Genomic DNA, 17,280 nt, shown 5'->3' on the forward strand with positions numbered 1-17,280 from the left:
AGGCCCTGCGCTCCGACCCTCGTGTACCGGACAGGACGGTGCTCGAAGCGATACCTCCGGAGTGGCCGCCGTACGTCCCGCCGCCGTTCGCGGACACAGGGCGCAAGGTCGTCGTGGTGCCCCTTGCCGTTACGCCGCGCACCCCGGGACGGATCTCACAGCCGCACTTCGCTCTTCCCGCCGTGCTCGCCGCCGCCAAGCCCGCCCCGCTCATAGCAGCACTGGACGCGGTGTGGCATGCGCTGAACACGTACGGCGAGCACTACCCCGAGCTGCTGGACGAGATCCGGTCGGTGTGCGCCGAGCGGGCAATGAGCATTGCCGCCGCACTCCGTATCCGTACCACCCCGCCGCGGCTGGTCGACGTCACCGCGGTCGCCCCGCAACTGGCCCCGCTGGCACGCACGGCGACCCGGCTGCATCCCCGCCCCGGGTCGCCCACGCCGTACGACAGCTCCGTCGGCGGGCCGCTGCTGTGGCCCGCCGACGAGCCGTGGCCGCACTGCGAGGGACCGCACGAGTGGGACGGGTGGAACGAGATCCTCTCGCCCGAGGACGTGCGGCAGCGGCGACGCATCCGGGCAGCGGTGGCGAACCGGCCGGGCGGCGATCCCCCGGGGACCCGGTACACGCCCGAGGAGCTGGCGATCGAGGAGCGGATCAAGGCCGGCCGCCCGTGGCCCGAGGGCCCGATCGCCATGCTGCCCGTGGCCCAGTTGTACGTACGCGACGTCCCCTTGCTGCGCCCGCCCAAGCAGGCCGAGGCAGATCTGCTCCAAGTGCTGTGGTGCCCCTTCGACCACCCCGCGCAGCCCGAGACCGCGCTGTTCTGGCGGTCCGCCGCCACAGTCACCGACATCCTCGACACACCCCCCGAGCCGCCCGCGATCCAGTTCCCCGGCTACCTGCCGGAGCCGTGCCTGCTCGCGCCGGAGCAGATCACCGAATACCCCAACATCATGGAACTGGGCAAGGAGCTCCAGCGGCAGCTGGAGGACTGGCGCAGGTGGCAGGCGGCCGGCGCCGCTCTGGACAGCTTTGACAACACGCCGTACCCGCTGGACAGCTCTGACACGCCCTACTCGAAGGATTTCTACAACGAGCTCTACACGGGCAGGATGTCCGTCGCTCCCGGCTGGAAGGTCGGTGGATGGACCCGTTGGGGCCTCACCGATCCCCTACCCCGGCTCTGCCCCTCATGCGGCACCGAGATGGATCCGCTGCTGACCATCGCCTCGGGCGAATGGAACTCCAACTATCCCGACTGGATTCCCGACGAGGACCGAGCCCGCTCTCTGTCATCCACCACCCATCCCGAACCGCACAACCCGACCATGCTCGACCTCGCCCGAGGCTACGATCTGCAGCTGCACGTCTGCCCGGTATCCCCGGACCATCCGCACATCGAGCTGATCCAGTGAGCCGTTCCCCAGTCAGCGGCTGCGCCGCCGTCTGCCGGACTTCGGCGGCGGCCGCCAGCTCCAGTTCCAGCAGGTGATGCTCCGGCGTCGGCGATCTCCAGCCGACCCGCCAGGTACTCCGTGACCTCCACCGATACCTCGCACGGGTCCAGTAGGAACCGCGCGAGGTGAATGCCCGTCAGTTCAGGCGTCCGCCGCTGGCCGCGGAGGTCGACGAACGCGGACGCACCGCGGTCGCGATCGACGAGCCGCACCTGCTGGACCACCAAGAGTTGATGAGGACGATGACCACCAGGCCGCCCACCATGAACACGCTCGGGTTGCGACCCCTTCAGGGGCGATGAGGACGAGCTGCGGAGATGTCCGGCATCTGGCGCCCCGTGCACTGTTGCGACCCCTCCGGGAGTGATGAGGACCTAATACTGCAACGGTGTTTGTTCTGAGTGCTGGGCAGTTTTCACGTCTTCTGGTGAGCGGAATGTACTGTCGCTCTGTCTCTGGAAGGTGATCAGGTGCGGCAGCCCGGTGGGGCGCCGGCCGCAGCGGGCGGCGAATGGGGCGGTCGCGGGTTGGAGCCCCGCAGTGCACGACCTCCGCACCGTCGCTCCGAGGAGCAGGGGCGGATCACCTGCCACCGCTGCCTCATCGTATGAGAATGCCTCATTCGATGAGGTCGGACAGCAGGTCGGTCAGCACTGTTTCCTCCTCAACGCGTACCCCGAGTGCGGTGAGGGCCGGGGCCAGCAAGGGGTCCCAGGGGGAGTCGGCGGGGGTGCCCGTGAGCGGTCCGGCGAGCGGGGCGGCCTTGGCGGCGTTGCGGTAGTCGGCGGCGGTGAAGCGCCAGGGCTTCCAGGGGACGCGGCGTAGCAGACCTGTCGCGATGCGCAGGCCGCCCCAGTCGAAGTCACCGTGGTACAGAAGGTCGGCTCCTTGGTCGTGGAGTCGGCGCAGCAGGGTGACGGCCGCGGCCGAGGGCTGGCCTTGGAGGCAGATCAGGGGAGGGCATGCGGGCCCGTAGGCGTCGGCTGCCGCGGACAGCACGGCAGGGTTCTCGCAGACCCGGATGACCGTGGCCGAGGTCACCGGCGGACGGCGGCTGAGCTGGCGCAGGGTGAGCACGGTGGGTTCGCCGGCATCGGCCATCCAGTCGAGGGCGGGTGTTCCCCGCAGGTTCAAGGTGAGGACGGTGGAGGACAGGTCGTCCTTGAGAAGTCCGGCTGCCGCCCATGCTTCGCGGCGCCATTCGGCCCCGGAACCGTCGGGGAAGCCGGTCATCGCACGGGCACCGGACAGGACGAGGGTGGCGAGCGGCGTGCCGTCGTCCAGGGCGTGTGCGGCGCCCAGCACCTGGGCCGCGAAAGCGGGCAGGGACATGGCGGGCTCGGCGGGGAGTCCGCTCAGGGCCGTCACGGTGTTCCGGATCAGTGCGGCGGCTGCCTCGGGGTCGCGCTCCAGGCGGCGTACGAGCCCGTCGCGGCGCAGTCGGTCGCGCCATTCGGCCAGATCCGGTCCGAGCATGTCCAGCGGGCTGTAGACCTCGTCCCACATGCGTGCCTGACGGGCCTGGGTTTCGCTGGTCATCTCCACGGGGCCGGTGAGGGCGAGCACGGCGGGCTCCAGCCCCTGGGGACTGATACCGGAGTGGCGCAGCACACCGTCCACGGCATCAAACCGTACGGTCAGTGTCCGTCCGGCCCCCGGCGCGCGTCCCAGCATCCGCTCCACGGCTTCGCGTTGCGCGGGGCTGGGGTCCGTGAGGCCGACCGGGCCGGTCAGCGGCTCGCCGCGGGCCAGTCGTCGGCGTGCGCGGTCCAGCAGCCAGCTCAGCTCGGGCCGGCCGAGCAACCGGCAGAGGCGGGCCCGGTCGACACCGTCGAGGTCAGCGGGCATGTGTTCCCAGGGCTGTTGAGGCACCGGCGCTGGATCGGGGACGGCCGCGTGGCTCGCCGGTCCCTTCCCCGCCTGGGCACCTGAGGTCATGGCCACAGCGACTCCTGGCCGTGGCCGCCTCTCCGCCCGCTGCTGGCGGCGCCGGAAGGATCTTCCTCCGGGGCAGCGGCACCCGGCTGCGGGAGGCTCGCCGGCTCTCGTCCCCGCACTCGCTCGCTGCCGTCCCACTCCCAGCGGGTGACCAGGACCGCGGCGAGCTCGTCCATGCGCGACAGCTGCGCGATGGCGATCCCGGGGACCTGCGGGTAGCAGGCCCACTCTCGTTCGCTGGTCATCACCACATCGAGGTCGAAGGCGTGCAGCAGACCGAGGCATTTGGCGCGCGAGTCGTCATCTACCCCCGCGAACGCCTCGTCGAGCGTGACCAGACGCGGCGCGTGCGGGCTGGCTGCCGTCGCGTAGTGAGAGGAGGCTGCCGCGAACAACGGCACGGACACGGCAAGCACTCGTTCGCCGCCCGACGCGGGGCCGGTCGCCGGGACCCAGCGGCCGTGCTGGTAGCGCTCGATGCCGAACTCGTGCCAGGAGCGGTAGTCGAGGGCCACCGTCAGGTTCTCGAGCCAGCTCCCCGAGTTGTCCTCGGTGCGCCGACGGGCGATCTGGGCCTGGAGGAACGCCCCGACCTCCTCCCGGTCGCGCGGCGACCAGGCGTCGGCGGACTGGCGCAACCGCTCCCGGGTTCCGGGGAGACCTGCCGGGGCCTTGCGCGAGGGCCGCCACACCAGCCGCAGCTTCATACCGGTGGAGGTCGGCCGTTCCTCCAGCTCGGTGTTCATCGCCCTGACCTGGCGCTCGGCAGCGCTGATCAGCTCCTGGAGGGTCCCGGCGACCTCGGTCAGCAGATGGGTCTCCAGGATCTCCCGCTCATGCACGGACAGCATGCGCGTCAGCTCGGCGACCTCGGCGGTCAGCGCCTGGGCCAGTTCGGGCACCGCCCGCGCCCGGCCCTGATAGACGATGTCCACCACCATGCCGTCCTCGACGATGCGGGCCGAGGCGGTGTGTCCGTTTCTGGACAGTGCGTTCTGGAGCTTGGTGAACTCCTCGCTGAGGTTTTTCTGCACCCGCTCCCAGGCACCTTCCGAGTCGTCGGTGCCGGAGAGCTCCGCCTCGATGGCGCGGGCCAAGGCTACGGCCGGGGTCGGTGCCCACGGGCCGCCGTCCGTGTCCGGAACGGGTGCCTCGGGCAGGGCCACGGCGAGGAGTCCGGTCGCGGTGAACCGCCGGAGTGCGGCGATGGCGCCCGCTCTGGCCGTGACCGCGTCGCCCAGATCTCTCTCCAGTTGGTCGATACGGCCTTCGGCGCGGGCGGCTGCTCTGTCCGCTTCGGCCTGTGCGCCGTGGGTCTGCCGCTTCTCGGACTCACAGGCGCGCATGGCCTCCGCCGTCTTGGCCAGGCGCCGTTGGAGATCGGCCACGGCGGCGCCGACGGTGGAGCGCAAGGTGGTGTGGCGCTCATCGGCGGCTGCCGCCGCGCGGGTCGCGTCCTCGACACGCTGTGCCAGGGTCCGGGCGCGGGAGGCGGCTTGCTCGGCCTCGGCTCGCTCCTCGGCGACTGCCCGGCCGGCGTCGGCGCGTTCCCGCAGAGCGGGCCACAGGGAGGCCAGCACCACGGCGTAGTCGGCGTGGGCCTGGCGTACGGCGGCCAGTCCTGCGGTATCGGCGGGGAGTGACAGGTCGGCCGCCGTGTCGGTGAACGCCGTTGCGGCCTCGGTGGCCTGTCGGTCCGCGGCTGCCAGTTCGGACAGGCGCTCGTCGCGCCGGGCGCGGGCGCGGCGTGCGGTGGTGGCGGCGGCCGTGGCGGCCGCGTGTGCGTCGCGGAGCGGCGCGTCGTCAGGGACGGCTGCCATCTCGGCATCCAGGGCCCGCCGGCTGCTTGCGGCCGCCGCTTGCTCCGTCCGTAGCTGTTCCGACTCCGCTTCCAGCGCGGTGATGTCGGTGCTCAGGAGGGCGATCCTGGACCTGCGTGCCTGTTCGCGGGCGCCCTCACCCACGTACTCGGCGGACGGTTTGGTCCAGCTGCCGGTCAGCGCTCCCGTACGGAACGAGCCGTCCGGGGACGCCCAGGAGTCGGCCCCCTGACCGTCCCGGCCGAGGCCGATGGACGCCAGCAGCCTTTTGACCGCCTCCTCGCTCACCACGGCTCGCGGATTGCCGTGGTCCACGGCCGGACGCAGCACATCGACGAGGGTGCGCCCTTCCGCGCCGCCGTCCGGCTCGCCCTCCGGCGCGAGCAGCACATCGTGGCCGTGCCGGTCGAGGGCCGTGCCGTCAGGGAACACCCAGGCGTCCAGCAACCCGGATGCCTCCAGCGCGGCTTCCAACCCGGCGCGCTCGGCGGGGCCGAGGTGGTCGCGGAAGTCGACCAGTCGCCACAGCGGCGCACCGGGCGACCCCTCACGAACGCCCGGGGAGCGGGTGTATGGAGGCTCCGGCCCTCGTTGGCCGCCTGCCTCGAGATCGGCGAGTTCCCGCCGGGCGGCATGCAGCCGTTCTTCCACAGCTGCCTGGGCCCCCGCCAGCGTGGCTGCCCGGTCGGCCAGTCGGGCACCGTGCTCACGGTGCGCGGCGGCCGCCCGGTCCCGGGCCGGATAGGGGTCGGCAAGCCCGGTCACCCAGTCCTGGAGTTCGTCCAGCAGCCCAGTCGGATCGGCGGGCCGAAGTACGGCGCACCCTTCGAAGTACGCCCTGACCCGCTCCACCAGATCCCGTCCCGCCTGCGACGCGGCGTCCCGTGCGTCGTCGAGCTGATGGTGTGTGTGGGTGACCTCCGACTCGGCCTCGTCCAGACGCCGGGAGGCTGCCTGCCGCTGGCCGGCCGCCAGCTCGGCCTGAGCGGCCAGGCCCTCCAGATGCGCCACGGCCCGCTGCCCCCGGGCCAAGGACTCCTCGGCCACACGCCGCACATCCGTCTCCGGCGCGCTGCCGATGGGCAGCTCGCCCATCAGCCGTGCGGCCTTGGCCGCCTGGCGTTCCCCGCGCAGCGTCTCGGCCACCCGCCGCTCGGCCACGTCCAGCCGGTTGCCCGCCGCACCGAGCCTTGCCCGCGCCCGGCCATACAGCCGATCCGCCTCGTCCCGGTCCGACTCGGTACGGCGCAGCTCCGCCGTCGCGCGTGCGGCCTCGGCAGCCGCCCGGTCCAAGGCCTGAGCACTGCGCATCTCGGGCCCCTCGCGCAGCGCGGTGTCCTGTGCCTTCAGCCGGGCAGCGGTCTCCTCCAGCACCGCGATCCGCGCCGCCGCCTCGTCCCGGCTCGTCTCGGCCCGCTGCCGCTCGGACTGCGCCTGCCCCAGGTCACGCTGGAGCTGTTCGTACCGGGCATGCTCACTTCGCGGCAGGCGCGCCCGGCGGCGGGAGGCGATCCGCGCATACCGCTGGTAATGATCGAGGAAGCCGGAGGAGGCCCGTTCGGCTTCCGCTGCCGCGCGCAGTTCGTCCTTCTCCTCGTCCAGGGAACGGAAGGCCTCGGCCACGTCCGCGATCACCGCCTGGTCCATCGGCGGCAACGCCTCGGTGAGGGCCCTGGACAGCGCGGCCTCGTTCGGGCGCTTGGACAGTTGGGGCTGACGCAACTGGATCAGCAGATCCACGAGAGCCGCGTAGCGCTGCTCACCGAGGCCGAACAGAGCCTCGTCCACGGCCCTGCGGTACGTCTTCGCCTGGTCGTACACCATGCCCCGCCCGGTGACCGCCTCGGCCAGCCGGTCCCGGGACAGCGCGGTGCCGGTGGCGTCGAGCAGGCTCAGTTCGGCGCCGATGCGCTGGTCGGTCACCGCGTACCAGTGGCGGGCGATGCCACGCCCCGAGACGGCCTTGAGCCCGCAGACCAGGGTGCGGAAGCAGGCCTGGCCGGTGGTGGGGTCCATGCGGCCGAACTCGATCCACGTGTACCCGAGCCGTTCGGAGTGGGGGTGTTCACCGCCCAGCAGCAGGTTCCACTCCATCCGCTTGTTCGGATCACCGTCGGGTTCGACCCGGCGCGCCGACAGGTCGCCGTCCAGCAGGAACGGCAGCGTGAGGGCGAGCACCTTGGACTTGCCGGTGCCGTTGTTGCCACGCAGCAGGAGCCTGCCGTCACGGAACCAGAATTCATCCACGTCGTAGTAGAAGAGGTCGACGAGCCCGATGCGCAGGGGGCGCCAACGCCCGGGCACGGGGGAGGGGAGGGCGGTCAACGTGGTGTCGCCTTTCAGCCTGCCGTCACTCATCTGCGCTCGCTTTTCCGGTCGTACGGATGACGGTCTCGCCGACCGCGTACCTGGCCAGCGCCGGAAGCGGGACCACACCGTCCGCCGTTGGAGACACCAGGCGCAGCGCCGTCAGTTTCCGCAATGCCTGCTCGACCAGTTCCTCCTCGGCCCCCGGCTCCCTGGCCGATTTCGACCAGAACCCGGCGTGCTCGGCAGCGAGCCCGCGCACGTGGGCTTCCAGCTCCGCTCTGCCGACCGGCCCGCCCGCGGCGGCGAGGTGTTCGGCGAGCAGCAAGGTGACGTGACCGTGAGTACCCTGCTCCGGCATCCGCACGTCGGTGAGGTCGTCATAGGGGTCGACCATGGCGATGCCCTCGGCGCGTACTTCTGCCACCAGCCCGGTCAACTCGTTGATGCGCGCGGTGATGAAGCTCCGCTGCCGGGTCAGATAGGCGAGCTCCTCATCGGACAGCTCGTCGTAGTACAGCACCGGGTCATCGAGCAGGCGCCGGGTCAGCTTCCAACGGATCGCACGGAACCGGAGCTCGTCGCTGTCCAGGGCGGTCTCCGCGGTGAGCGCGGCGATCCGGGACTCGAAACCCTCGGCCCGGACCATGGACGGGCCGTGGCGAGCGGCGAGCAGCCCGGCCAGAATACGGCGCTCCACGTCGTACAACACATCGCCCGCGCCGCTCACATACGCGTCCTCGTCGCCCGCCACCCTGCGCAGCACTCCGAGTCGCAGTAACAGCCGGACCACCGCCGCGAGGTCGAGGCGTTCGTCCCGCCGCTCCAGGGCGAAGGTCATTCCAGCGGCCGCGAGCTGTGGATCCGCCGCCTCCAGCACCACCTGTTCAGCGAGGCGGCCCAGCGCGATCTGGGCCTCACCGCGCTCCAGCACGGCCAAGGCCAAGCACAGCAGCACATACCGGCGGCGGGTGAAGGGAGCCCTCGAACGGGACACTTCCCGCGCGGGGTGTGTGGGGTCGGTCAGAACGCCGGGCGACTTGCGCAGCCGTGCGGACTCCGCGTCGACCTGCAGCGACCACCCGGTGTTGCGGCCGAACCACTCACGCAGCTCCTCCGCGTGGCTGCGCACCAGGCGGAACTCGTCCGCGTGCGGTCCGCGGGCCAGCAGCAGGGGCTCCTTCAGCAGGGCGCGCCCGGCACGCCGCAGCTCGTCCGCGTGCCGTCCATCCAGCACCTCGGCCCTCGGCACGACCGTCACGGCGCATCTCCGTCTCCGGTCAGGTCGACGATCTCGATCAGGTGGTCGGGTCCCCTGAACACCCCTCCAGGAGTGCGGATCTCGGCCACCGTGCCGTCCCGCAGGGCCGTCATCCTGATCTCCATCGAGCCGTCGTTACTGGTCGCGAAGGTGGTCCTGGTGTCCGGCCGCCAGGTGGCCAGAGCATCCCCGAGCAACTGGAGGAACAGCCCGAACGCGAGCGGATCCAGTTCCCTGATCCGGGACAGCCTGCGCTCGCCACCCGTTGCCAGCCGGGCGCGGGCGGCCGCGATCTCCTCCGCCTGCTTGACGGCGATCTCCGCCAGCCGCCGTCTGGCCTCGGAGCGGTCCTCCACTTTGCGGGGCTTCCCACGCCGCTCGTAGCTACCCGTGCGGCGCAGCTGCGGGCTGATCCTGAGCGGCTCGGCCTCGGCCCACGCGGTGGCCGGGGACACCGGCCGCCGCACGCGCTCTGCGAGCGTGTCCGCATCGATGGTGAGGTGGCGGGAAGAGTACAGCCCGAAGGCGGTACGCCACAGTTGGTGACGCGAGTCGTCGTCGGGGGCCTCGGCGAACCAGCGTGCGAGCGTACGGAAGTCCGCCGACCGGTCCGAACGTCCCGAACGCCGCTCGTTCAGCGCCCGTACGACGGCCAGGAGTTGCCGGATGGCCCCCAGCGCCTGCCCGCGCAACAGTCGGGCCTGCGCCTGGCGGCCTTCATCGGACACGAACCAGGAGGCCAGCCCCGACCAACGGGCGGACCACCGCTCGTACGCCCGCTCCTGCGCCTGCTCGGCTTCGTCGGGTGAGGCGTCGGCGGCCTCACGGGCGGCGGCCAGGCGCAACAGCGGCCGGACACGGCCCTGCTCCTCCAGCTCGGTGATGAGCATCGCGATCCGGCCGCCGAGAGTGATCAGATCCTGGATGAACCGCTCCAGATACTGGATCAGCTGATCCTTGTAGGCGAGGAAGGACTCGACCTCCACATCGTGCAGATCGATCGTGCGCTGCAACGACCCCATGAACGCCCGCGCATTGTCCGCGAGGGCGGCGAACCGGGTGGTCAGCGCCTCCAGCGCGAGGTGCGTCTTCGCGGGATCAGGAACGTCCTCCGCCGCGATGACCAGGAGTGCCCGCAACTGCGTGATGATGTCGTGCAGCGCCACGGCCTGGAGTGCGCCGCGCCTGCCGAGCGCCGCATCGTACGCGGCCAGTGCCTCCTCCGCGGCCTCCCCCGCCTGGGTGAGCTGGTAGATGAACCGCTTCCGGTAGAAATCCTCGACCGCGGTGACCCGGGCCGTATCCGGGTCGGCCCGCAGATTCCCCCACTCGACGAGGCTGTCCAGCGCCTTCACGATCGTCCCCGGATCCGCGGGCCGGTGCGCGGGAGGCAAGGTCGCATGGACATCTTCGGGGCGCAGATGCACCGCGAACTGTTCTTTGGCCCTCATGAACGTCCCCATGACCTGTCGGTAGAGAGCGGAGTTCGGCGCAGTGAGATGGGCGAACGGGGCGTAGGCGCCATGGGGAGCGTCGGACGGTATGCGCGTCATCGCCTCGTATTGTCCTTGATATTGCCTGCTTCGGCACCGGTTTCCGGTCACGTCTCCTGGGAGTAGTGAGCGACGCCCAGTGCGGACGGTGCCGGAGCCGTCGCGTGCGATACGTATGCGTTGCTCGGTCAAGATGTCAACTTGCCGCTCGGGAGCACAGGGGCTGATAGCCGCGGACTCCTTTACTCGGCTGATTTCACTTGACCGTGACCTCGAAGGACGGACTGGAGCACGCCGCTCAGACGCATTTGAGCTGGGGGTCAAGACATCCGATGCGGATGATCTGTCAAGCGGCGGCTTCGAGACGGGGGCTTGTGGGTGTGGGAAATGCGGTTGTTTCGTCGTAGTGGATGCCGTGGGTCAGGCAGTGGTGGAGGCACCCGAGCAGTCGGTTGAAGAGGTTGCGCTGGGCGGCGGTGTGGCGGTCTTTGGCCTCGCGTCGCCGGTCGTAGTGGGCTCGGGCGCCGGGTGAGGCGGTGAGGGCGGAGAAGGCCCAGAGGTAGCCGGCGGAGGCCAGGCGCTGGTTCTTGACCCGGCGGGCGAGGACGGCGACGCTTCTTCCGGACGCCCGGGTGACCGGTGCGGCCCCGGCGAAGGCTTTGAGGCCTTTCGCGTCGGTGAAGCGGGATCGGTCGTCGCCGATCTCGGCTAGCACTCGGGCGCCGGTGAGTGAGCCGAGCCCTGGGAAGCTGGTGATGATCTCGGCGTCCGGGTGTGTGTTAAAAGATTCCACCGCTGCTTGGGCGAGGTCGTCTGCGCTGGTGCAGGCGGCTTCCAGCTGTCGTAGCAGGGCGGTGGTCTGGTGTCCCATGGCCTGCTCGACCTGGGGGAGTTGTCGCATCTGCGGGGCGTGGAGAGCGGTGTGGAGGCGGTCGGCTTCGGTGTCGATGCCGCGCTTGCGACCGGCCTTGGCAAGGAGCGTGCGCAGCTGGGCGCGGGTGAGCATGGCTGCTTGGGCGGGGGTGGGTGCGGCGGCCAGAAGTGTGCGGGCGATGGGGGAGCTGAGGCCGTCGCGCAGTGGTTGGACGGCCGTGAGGAAGCCGGGGAAGTAGGCGCGCAGGTGGGAGCGGAGTTTGTTGCCGGCTTGGGTGCGGTCCCAGACGGCGTCCTGCTGGGCTCGGGCCAGGACGGCGATGGCCTGGGCGAGCTCGCTGTCGTGGGGCAGGGGGCGGTGGGTTGCGGCGTCGGTGCGCAGGATGTTGGCCAGGACCATGGCGTCGAGGTGGTCTGACTTCTTACGGGTGACCGTGTGCCGGTCGCGGTAGCGGGCGGCGGCCATCGGGTTGATCGCGTAGACGGGGCGATGTGTCGCGCGGAGGCAGGCCACGAGCAGGCCGCGGGAGGTCTCGATCGCCACCGGGATCGGAGCGTCTTCGGTGTCTCCGTGCGTGGTGAGCAGGTCGAGGAGTTGGTGCAGGCCGGCGGCGTCGTCGCTGATCCGGGCCCGGGCTAACAGGGTTCCGTCCTGGTCGACCAGGGCGACGTCATGATGGTCGCTGGCCCAGTCGATCCCACAGAACACACTCATCGTGTTGTTGTGTCCTCTCGATCGAGTTATGAGTTGTTGCTGGTCATAGCCGTGCGGGGGCACGCGTCTCCCTAATGGAAGGGCTCGATGGCCCGGCATCCGATCAGTCGTTCGTGACCCCAGCTGCCCGCGGGGCCCTCGGTCTGGGCTGGAACTCACAGGTTCCAGGCGTCGTGAGAGGTGGTCCCCGCGAGGGGCTCGGACCATGAACACCAACGATCGGATCATCGGACTGGATGCGGTGTCGCCACGTGGTGGTGGCGGACGGGGCCGGGGGCCGACTCTTGACCAAGGGATCTGGTTGTCCCTGGGGTCGCATACGGCTTCCCCGGCCTCGACCGCCACCACCACGCGCACCAGGAAGTGGGGCTCGTAGTGCCCCATTAGGGGTCGCAGGTTCAAATCCTGTCGTCCCGACCAGCGTCATCGCAGGTCGGAGGCCGTTTCCGCGGGTAGCGGAGGCGGCCTTAACCGTTTCCGGGCTGGGAGCAAGGGGGAGCCCTCGTGCTCCCAACTCGCAGACGTGTCAACGATGCCCGATTCGTCCGTCACCCGATCCGGTAGACCTACAGCGCCGTACCGGGCTCCTGCGTGCCGTCGTCAACCACGGGCCCCTGTGGGTGCCGGAAACTAGGTCACCCTATGCGACCTGCGTGTATTCGTGGATGAGCCCGCCGAGTCGATTGTGTCGATGGACACGAGTGTTGTCGGCGGCGATGAGTGGTCCGGGCTCGGTGGGTCGGTCCGGCGCTTGCTGTTCGAGGGACCGGTGCGGCCTGTGTCTGTTGTAGTGCTCCGCGTACTCATTGACGACGAGGCGTAGGTGGCGCTCTCCTGTGATCAAAATGCGATCGGTGGCCTCCCGGCGGCAGGGTCCGGTCCAGCGTTCCGCGATGGCGTTCATTCGGGGCACTTGGGGCAGTGTGGGGATGACCCGTACGCCGATCGCATGGAAGACGGCGTCGAAGCTGTCCGTGAAGTACGAGCCGTGGTTCCGGATGAGGAACCTCATCGACTCCGCGCGGTCGCCCAGGCTCATGAGGTAATTCCGTGCCTGCTGGGTGATCCAGGGACCGGTCGGGTGTCGCGTGATGCCGGCGATATGTACCCGGCGGGTGCCGTGCTCGATGAAGAACAGCACGAACCAGCGCCGCAAGAAGACCGTGTCGATATGGAACAGGTCGGTTGCCACGATCGCGGAGGCCTGGGCTTTGAGGAACGCAGCCCAGGAGCGGTCCGTGCGCTGCGGGGATGGGTCGGTCCCGGACTCCTTGAGAATCTTCCAGACCGTCGAGGCGGCGATGGTGCGTCCCAGGCCGACGAGCTCGCCGTGGATGCGGCGGTAGCCCCACCCCGGGTTCTCCCGCGACAGACGCACGATCAGTTGCCGCAGCGCCTCTGGCTTCGGTGGTCGACCCGGACGACGGGAGGGGTAAGTCCACTTCCAGGCGATGAGCCGTGCGTGCCAGCGCAGGACCGACCGCGGAGATGCCAGCAAGGCCACTTGGATACGCCGCCGTTTGCTCACGAGCCGCAGCAGGGCTCCCATGACGGCTCTGTCGCTCCAGGACAACCGGGGCCGTGGCTGGGTTCGTCGCGTGATGGCGAGTTGATGGCGGAGCATCAAGATCTCTATGTCTTTCGAGGAACCCGAGCGGGCGAGCAGCGCAAGCCATCGGAACGTCTGGCAGGCGAGCAGGTAGATCAGCTGTATCACCACGACCGGCATGCTGCCTCAGAATGGCTTGCGGTTCCTGAGGTCTAGCAGATCCGAACCAGCAGGTCAGTCCGGGTGACATCATTCCCGGCACCCACAAGGTCGCCGCTCAGTTCGCCGAGCGGATCGAGAGCTGTGTCGCGCCGCTGCCCGAAGCCGACCGGAAGCGGCTGTCACAGCTGGCGACCCGGATCGTGACCGCGGACGCCCATGACCGCGGCATCGACCTGCGCACCAAGCCCCGCTGACCGGACTCCGTCAGAGGGAGCTACGCGGCACTGTCACCACGTGCTTGCCCACGACGCCGCCGCGCTCGAACGCCTCATGCGCTGCGGCGATGTCAGCGAGCGGGTACACGCTGTCGATCACCGGGCGCAGCGAGCCCGACGTGACCTGGTCGGCCACATCGCGCAGCACGGGGGTTTCGGGGTTGGCGCTGAAGGTGCGGATGCGGCGGGAGCCGTGCACGCTCGACGCGGCGATCGCGGCAATGGCCGACGGGGATAGTCCGACGGTGACCATCCGGCCGCCCTTGGCCAACCGGCTGCGGTAGCAGTGCAGTTCCGTGCCGACGGTGTCGACGATGACGTCGAACGGCCCGATCTGGTCCGAGGTGGTGGAGCCGTAGTCCAGGACCTCGTCGGCGCCGAGGTCGGTGAGGAGCTCGGCGTGCCGGTCGCGGGCCAGCGCGGTCACATGGCCCCCCATGGCGTGCGCCAACTGCACGGCGGCTGTGCCGACTCCGCCGGCCGCGCCCCGCACCAGGACCCGTTCCCCGCTCGTGAGGTGCACGCTGTCGCGCAGTGCGATCAGCGCCGTGGTGCCCGTGACGACCAGGGAGGCCGCCTCGACCGACGAGAGGTCCGCCGGGGCATGCGAGATACGGTCCGTGGAGACCACGACGTACTCGGCCGCCCCGGCGATGGAGTGCCGCTGCCGGGGATGCACCATGCCCCACACCCGGTCCCCGACCCGGTAGCCCTCGACACCGGCGCCGGTCGCGGCGACGGTGCCCGCGAAGTCCAGGCCCACACCGATCGGGAACCGGCGTCCCGACACCATCTTCAACTCCCCCGCGCGGACGATCACGTCGTGTCCGTTCACGCTGGACGCCTCGACCGACACCAGAACCTCACCCGCGCCGGGAGCGGGACGATCCACGTCATTGGTCCGCAGTACGTCCACCGTACCGAAGCTCATGATCTGAACGGCCTTCATGTCGCTGTCCTTCCGTGACCTGCTGTGGTGCATCCGATGCTGGACCCCGCATGCGGCATCACGGTCGTTCGCCTTTTCCTGGGTCTGGCAGACCCACCCTCGCGGGCCGCGCCGACGGCATACTGACGCTGTGACCGACTCCGTCCACGCCATGAGCGACGATCCCCGACGCGAACTCGCCGACTTCCTGCGCACCCGCCGAACTCGGCTGCGCCCACAGGACGTCGGCCTGGAACCCGGCCCGCGGCGGCGCGTCGCCGGACTGCGGCGGGAGGAGTTGGCCCTGTTGGCCGGGGTGAGCTCGGACTACTACCAGCGGATGGAGCAGGGACGCGACGTACGCCCCTCCGAACAGGTCCTGGACGCCCTCGCGCGCGCCCTCAACTTCTCCGCCGAGGAGACCCGGCACCTGCACAGCCTCGCCGCCGCCGCGCGCACCCCGGCCCGCCTGCCGCGTTCGTACGAGCCGGAGGAGGTACCGGACACCACGCTACGACTGCTACGCGGCATGACCTCGCCCGCTCTGGTCGTCGGCCGTTTCCTGGACGTGCTGGCCTGGAACCCGCTCGGCGGTGCCCTGTTGGGGGAGTTCACCCGGCAGCCGCAGAGGGAGCGGAACCTGCTGGCGCTGTTTCTGCACCCTGAGGCCGACCGGGCGTGCCCGAATCGGGCGGCCACCGTCGCGGAGCTGATCGGGATGCTGCGGACGCAGGTCGCCGCCGATCCGGGACATCCGCGCGCCGTGGAACTGGTCGGTGAACTCGCGGTCCGCAGCGACGAGTTCGCGGCCCTGTGGGCCCTCCATGACGTGGAGGAACCGACCCGCGGCCAAATGCGCCTCAACCACCCCCAGGTCGGCGAACTGAAGCTGGACTGGGACGCTTACCCGATACCGGGCAACCCCGGTCCCGCCCTCATGGTCTGCACCGCCGCCGAAGGCAGCCCCGACGCCGAACGGCTCCACCTGCTCGCCGGCCGAGGACTACCAGAGGCAGAAGAAGCTGGGTAGTTGCCCGTGAACGACGTGTCCAGCCCCGCTGCCGCACCGGGTGACGCCGGTGAAGCGCTGTCCGGGCTTGTGACTGTGCCTTTGCCGGAAACCTCATCCGTGAGGTCACGCCGCATGTTGGTATTCGTGGAGGATGCCGCCGAGGCGATCGTGTCGGCGTATGTCGAGGCGGGCTAACGCGTCGGGATCGTCGATCGGTGGGGGCAAGGGGTGCAGCGGACTGGCGTTTGCGATGCCTTGGTGTGGTCGGTGTCCCGTACCGCTTCAGAATTGCTGCACGCTCTCTGACCTGGGGCGATGCCTGCAGGGCCGATCCGGCACCATCGGAGCTTGTGCTTGTACGAATGGTCTACCTGATCGCCACGCGGATCTTCACGTGGCTGGTTCTGCTGTCCCGAACCTCCGTGGCCAAGGAGGCCGAGATACTGATTTTGCGGCACGAGGTCGCGGTCCCGCGTCGGCAGGTCGCCGCTCCCAAGCCCACATGGACCGACCGGGCGCTGCTCGCCGCCCTGGCCCGGCTCCTGCCGCGGGCGTTGCGCCAGCATCGCATCGTCTCCCCGCGCACCCTCCTGGCCTGGCACCAGCGTCTGATCAAGGACAAGTGGAGGCAACCCGCCTCGCCGGGACGCCCGCCTATGCCCGAGGAGCTGCGCGAGCTGATCATCCGGTTCGGCGTCGAGAACCCACGATGGGGCTTCCGGCGAGTCCACGGCGAACTCCGTCGCCTGGGACACAGCGTCAGTCAGGCCAGCGTCCGCCGGACCCTGCGTGCCGCTGGCCTCGGCCCAGCCCCGCGGCGGCATCCGGTGCGCGGCGAATGGGGCCGCCTTCCTCAAGACCCAGGCCCATGGCCTGCTTGCTACCGATCTCTTCCACGTCGACACCATCAGTCTGCGGCGGCTGTACGTTCTGTTCGTTATGGAGGTACGCACCCGCACGGTGCATATCCTGGGTGTCACCGCCCACCCCACCGCCGTCTGGGCCACGCAGCAGGCCCGACAGCTCATATGGCAACTCGGCCAGCGTGCTGGCGACTTCACCCACCTGATCCGTGACCGGGACGCGAAATTCACCGCAGCTTTCGACGCCGTCTTCGCCAGCGAGGACATCACCGTGACCAAGATCCCTCCGCGGAGCCCCAACTGCAACCCGCACGCCGAGCGGTTCGTGCGCTCGGTCCGCGAAGAATGCACCGACCGGCTCCTGATCTTTGATCGGGGCCATGCCGAGAAGATCCTCCACGACTACGCGAGGCACTTCAATGCTCATCGGCCGCACCAGGGCCGGAACCAGCTCGCGCCCCTCGACGACCCCAATGTCATCCCGCTGCCCGCAGCTCGGATCCAGCGCCGACAAGCCGTCGCGGGCCTCATCAATCAGTACCACCGAGCAGGCTGATCACCCGGCAAAGCCACAGCTCACGGGCTGTGCAGAGAATCTGAATCGATACGGCCGGTGAAGTG

General features: G+C 69.9%; 11 protein-coding genes and 1 pseudogene. 5 read left to right on the forward strand and 7 right to left on the reverse strand.

All coding sequences use genetic code 11. From position 1 onward, the window contains the following. Positions 1-311 precede the first annotated feature (311 nt). On the forward strand, positions 312-1,421 hold the full coding sequence (locus ACWY4P_RS45385) for a hypothetical protein (protein ID WP_043488942.1): 1,110 nt from the start codon (positions 312-314) through the stop codon (positions 1,419-1,421). A gap of 660 nt (positions 1,422-2,081) precedes the next feature. Here the strand turns inward: ACWY4P_RS45385 and ACWY4P_RS45390 are convergent. The 7 genes from ACWY4P_RS45390 to ACWY4P_RS45420 all read right to left on the reverse strand — a co-directional run bounded on the left by ACWY4P_RS45390 (position 2,082) and on the right by ACWY4P_RS45420 (position 14,805). After that, positions 2,082-3,311, reverse strand: coding sequence for a TIGR02679 family protein (locus tag ACWY4P_RS45390; protein WP_456206685.1), 1,230 nt, complete (start codon positions 3,309-3,311; stop codon positions 2,082-2,084). 86 nt (positions 3,312-3,397) lie between these two features. Continuing rightward, positions 3,398-7,579 carry a TIGR02680 family protein gene (locus ACWY4P_RS45395; RefSeq protein WP_456206686.1) on the reverse strand — a complete coding sequence of 1,394 codons (4,182 nt, stop codon included), beginning with the start codon at positions 7,577-7,579 and terminating at the stop codon, positions 3,398-3,400. Beyond that, entirely contained in the window at positions 7,572-8,789 is a 1,218-nt protein-coding gene (locus ACWY4P_RS45400) for a TIGR02678 family protein (protein WP_456206687.1), read from the reverse strand. Before ACWY4P_RS45400 ends, ACWY4P_RS45395 begins: the two co-directional genes overlap by 8 nt. Further along, on the reverse strand, positions 8,786-10,342 hold the full coding sequence (locus ACWY4P_RS45405; protein ID WP_456206688.1) for a TIGR02677 family protein: 1,557 nt from the start codon (positions 10,340-10,342) through the stop codon (positions 8,786-8,788). The genes ACWY4P_RS45400 and ACWY4P_RS45405 overlap by 4 nt, the downstream gene beginning before the upstream one ends. 286 nt (positions 10,343-10,628) lie before the next feature. Further along, positions 10,629-11,870: an IS110 family RNA-guided transposase gene (locus ACWY4P_RS45410; protein WP_456206689.1), complete on the reverse strand. Its 1,242-nt coding sequence runs from the start codon at positions 11,868-11,870 to the stop codon at positions 10,629-10,631. Positions 11,871-12,510: 640 nt separating this feature from the next. Then, positions 12,511-13,590, reverse strand: coding sequence for an integrase core domain-containing protein (locus tag ACWY4P_RS45415; protein WP_456206690.1), 1,080 nt, complete (start codon positions 13,588-13,590; stop codon positions 12,511-12,513). Positions 13,591-13,845: 255 nt separating this feature from the next. Continuing rightward, the gene (locus tag ACWY4P_RS45420) at positions 13,846-14,805 is read right to left on the reverse strand and encodes an NADP-dependent oxidoreductase (protein WP_456206691.1); all 960 of its coding nucleotides are present in this window, start codon (positions 14,803-14,805) and stop codon (positions 13,846-13,848) included. 151 nt (positions 14,806-14,956) lie between these two features. On the opposite strand from ACWY4P_RS45420, the gene ACWY4P_RS45425 reads away from it, so the two are divergent. The 4 genes and pseudogenes from ACWY4P_RS45425 (at position 14,957) to ACWY4P_RS45440 (ending at position 17,215) form a co-directional block, all read left to right on the forward strand. After that, positions 14,957-15,814 carry a helix-turn-helix transcriptional regulator gene (locus ACWY4P_RS45425; RefSeq protein ID WP_456213273.1) on the forward strand — a complete coding sequence of 286 codons (858 nt, stop codon included), beginning with the start codon at positions 14,957-14,959 and terminating at the stop codon, positions 15,812-15,814. A gap of 6 nt (positions 15,815-15,820) precedes the next feature. After that, on the forward strand, positions 15,821-15,991 hold the full coding sequence (locus tag ACWY4P_RS45430; RefSeq protein WP_456206692.1) for a hypothetical protein: 171 nt from the start codon (positions 15,821-15,823) through the stop codon (positions 15,989-15,991). Between the two features lie 461 nt (positions 15,992-16,452). Then, positions 16,453-16,557: pseudogene (locus ACWY4P_RS45435) on the forward strand (integrase core domain-containing protein); the annotation flags it as partial. A 28-nt stretch (positions 16,558-16,585) separates the two neighbouring features. Beyond that, positions 16,586-17,215, forward strand: coding sequence for an integrase core domain-containing protein (locus tag ACWY4P_RS45440; RefSeq protein ID WP_456206693.1), 630 nt, complete (start codon positions 16,586-16,588; stop codon positions 17,213-17,215). Positions 17,216-17,280: the final 65 nt, after the last annotated feature.

Source organism: Streptomyces sp. LZ34, from assembly GCF_053890475.1.

Excerpts from the sequence above, each read along its gene's own strand:
- ACWY4P_RS45385 (WP_043488942.1), top strand. The coding sequence starts at position 312 with ATGAGCATTGCCGCCGCACTCCGTATCCGTACCACCCCGCCGCGGCTG.
- ACWY4P_RS45390 (WP_456206685.1), bottom strand. The coding sequence starts at position 3,311 with ATGCCCGCTGACCTCGACGGTGTCGACCGGGCCCGCCTCTGCCGGTTG.
- ACWY4P_RS45395 (WP_456206686.1), bottom strand. The coding sequence starts at position 7,579 with ATGAGTGACGGCAGGCTGAAAGGCGACACCACGTTGACCGCCCTCCCC.
- ACWY4P_RS45405 (WP_456206688.1), bottom strand. The coding sequence starts at position 10,342 with ATGACGCGCATACCGTCCGACGCTCCCCATGGCGCCTACGCCCCGTTC.
- ACWY4P_RS45410 (WP_456206689.1), bottom strand. The coding sequence starts at position 11,870 with ATGAGTGTGTTCTGTGGGATCGACTGGGCCAGCGACCATCATGACGTC.
- ACWY4P_RS45420 (WP_456206691.1), bottom strand. The coding sequence starts at position 14,805 with ATGAAGGCCGTTCAGATCATGAGCTTCGGTACGGTGGACGTACTGCGG.
- ACWY4P_RS45425 (WP_456213273.1), top strand. The coding sequence starts at position 14,957 with ATGAGCGACGATCCCCGACGCGAACTCGCCGACTTCCTGCGCACCCGC.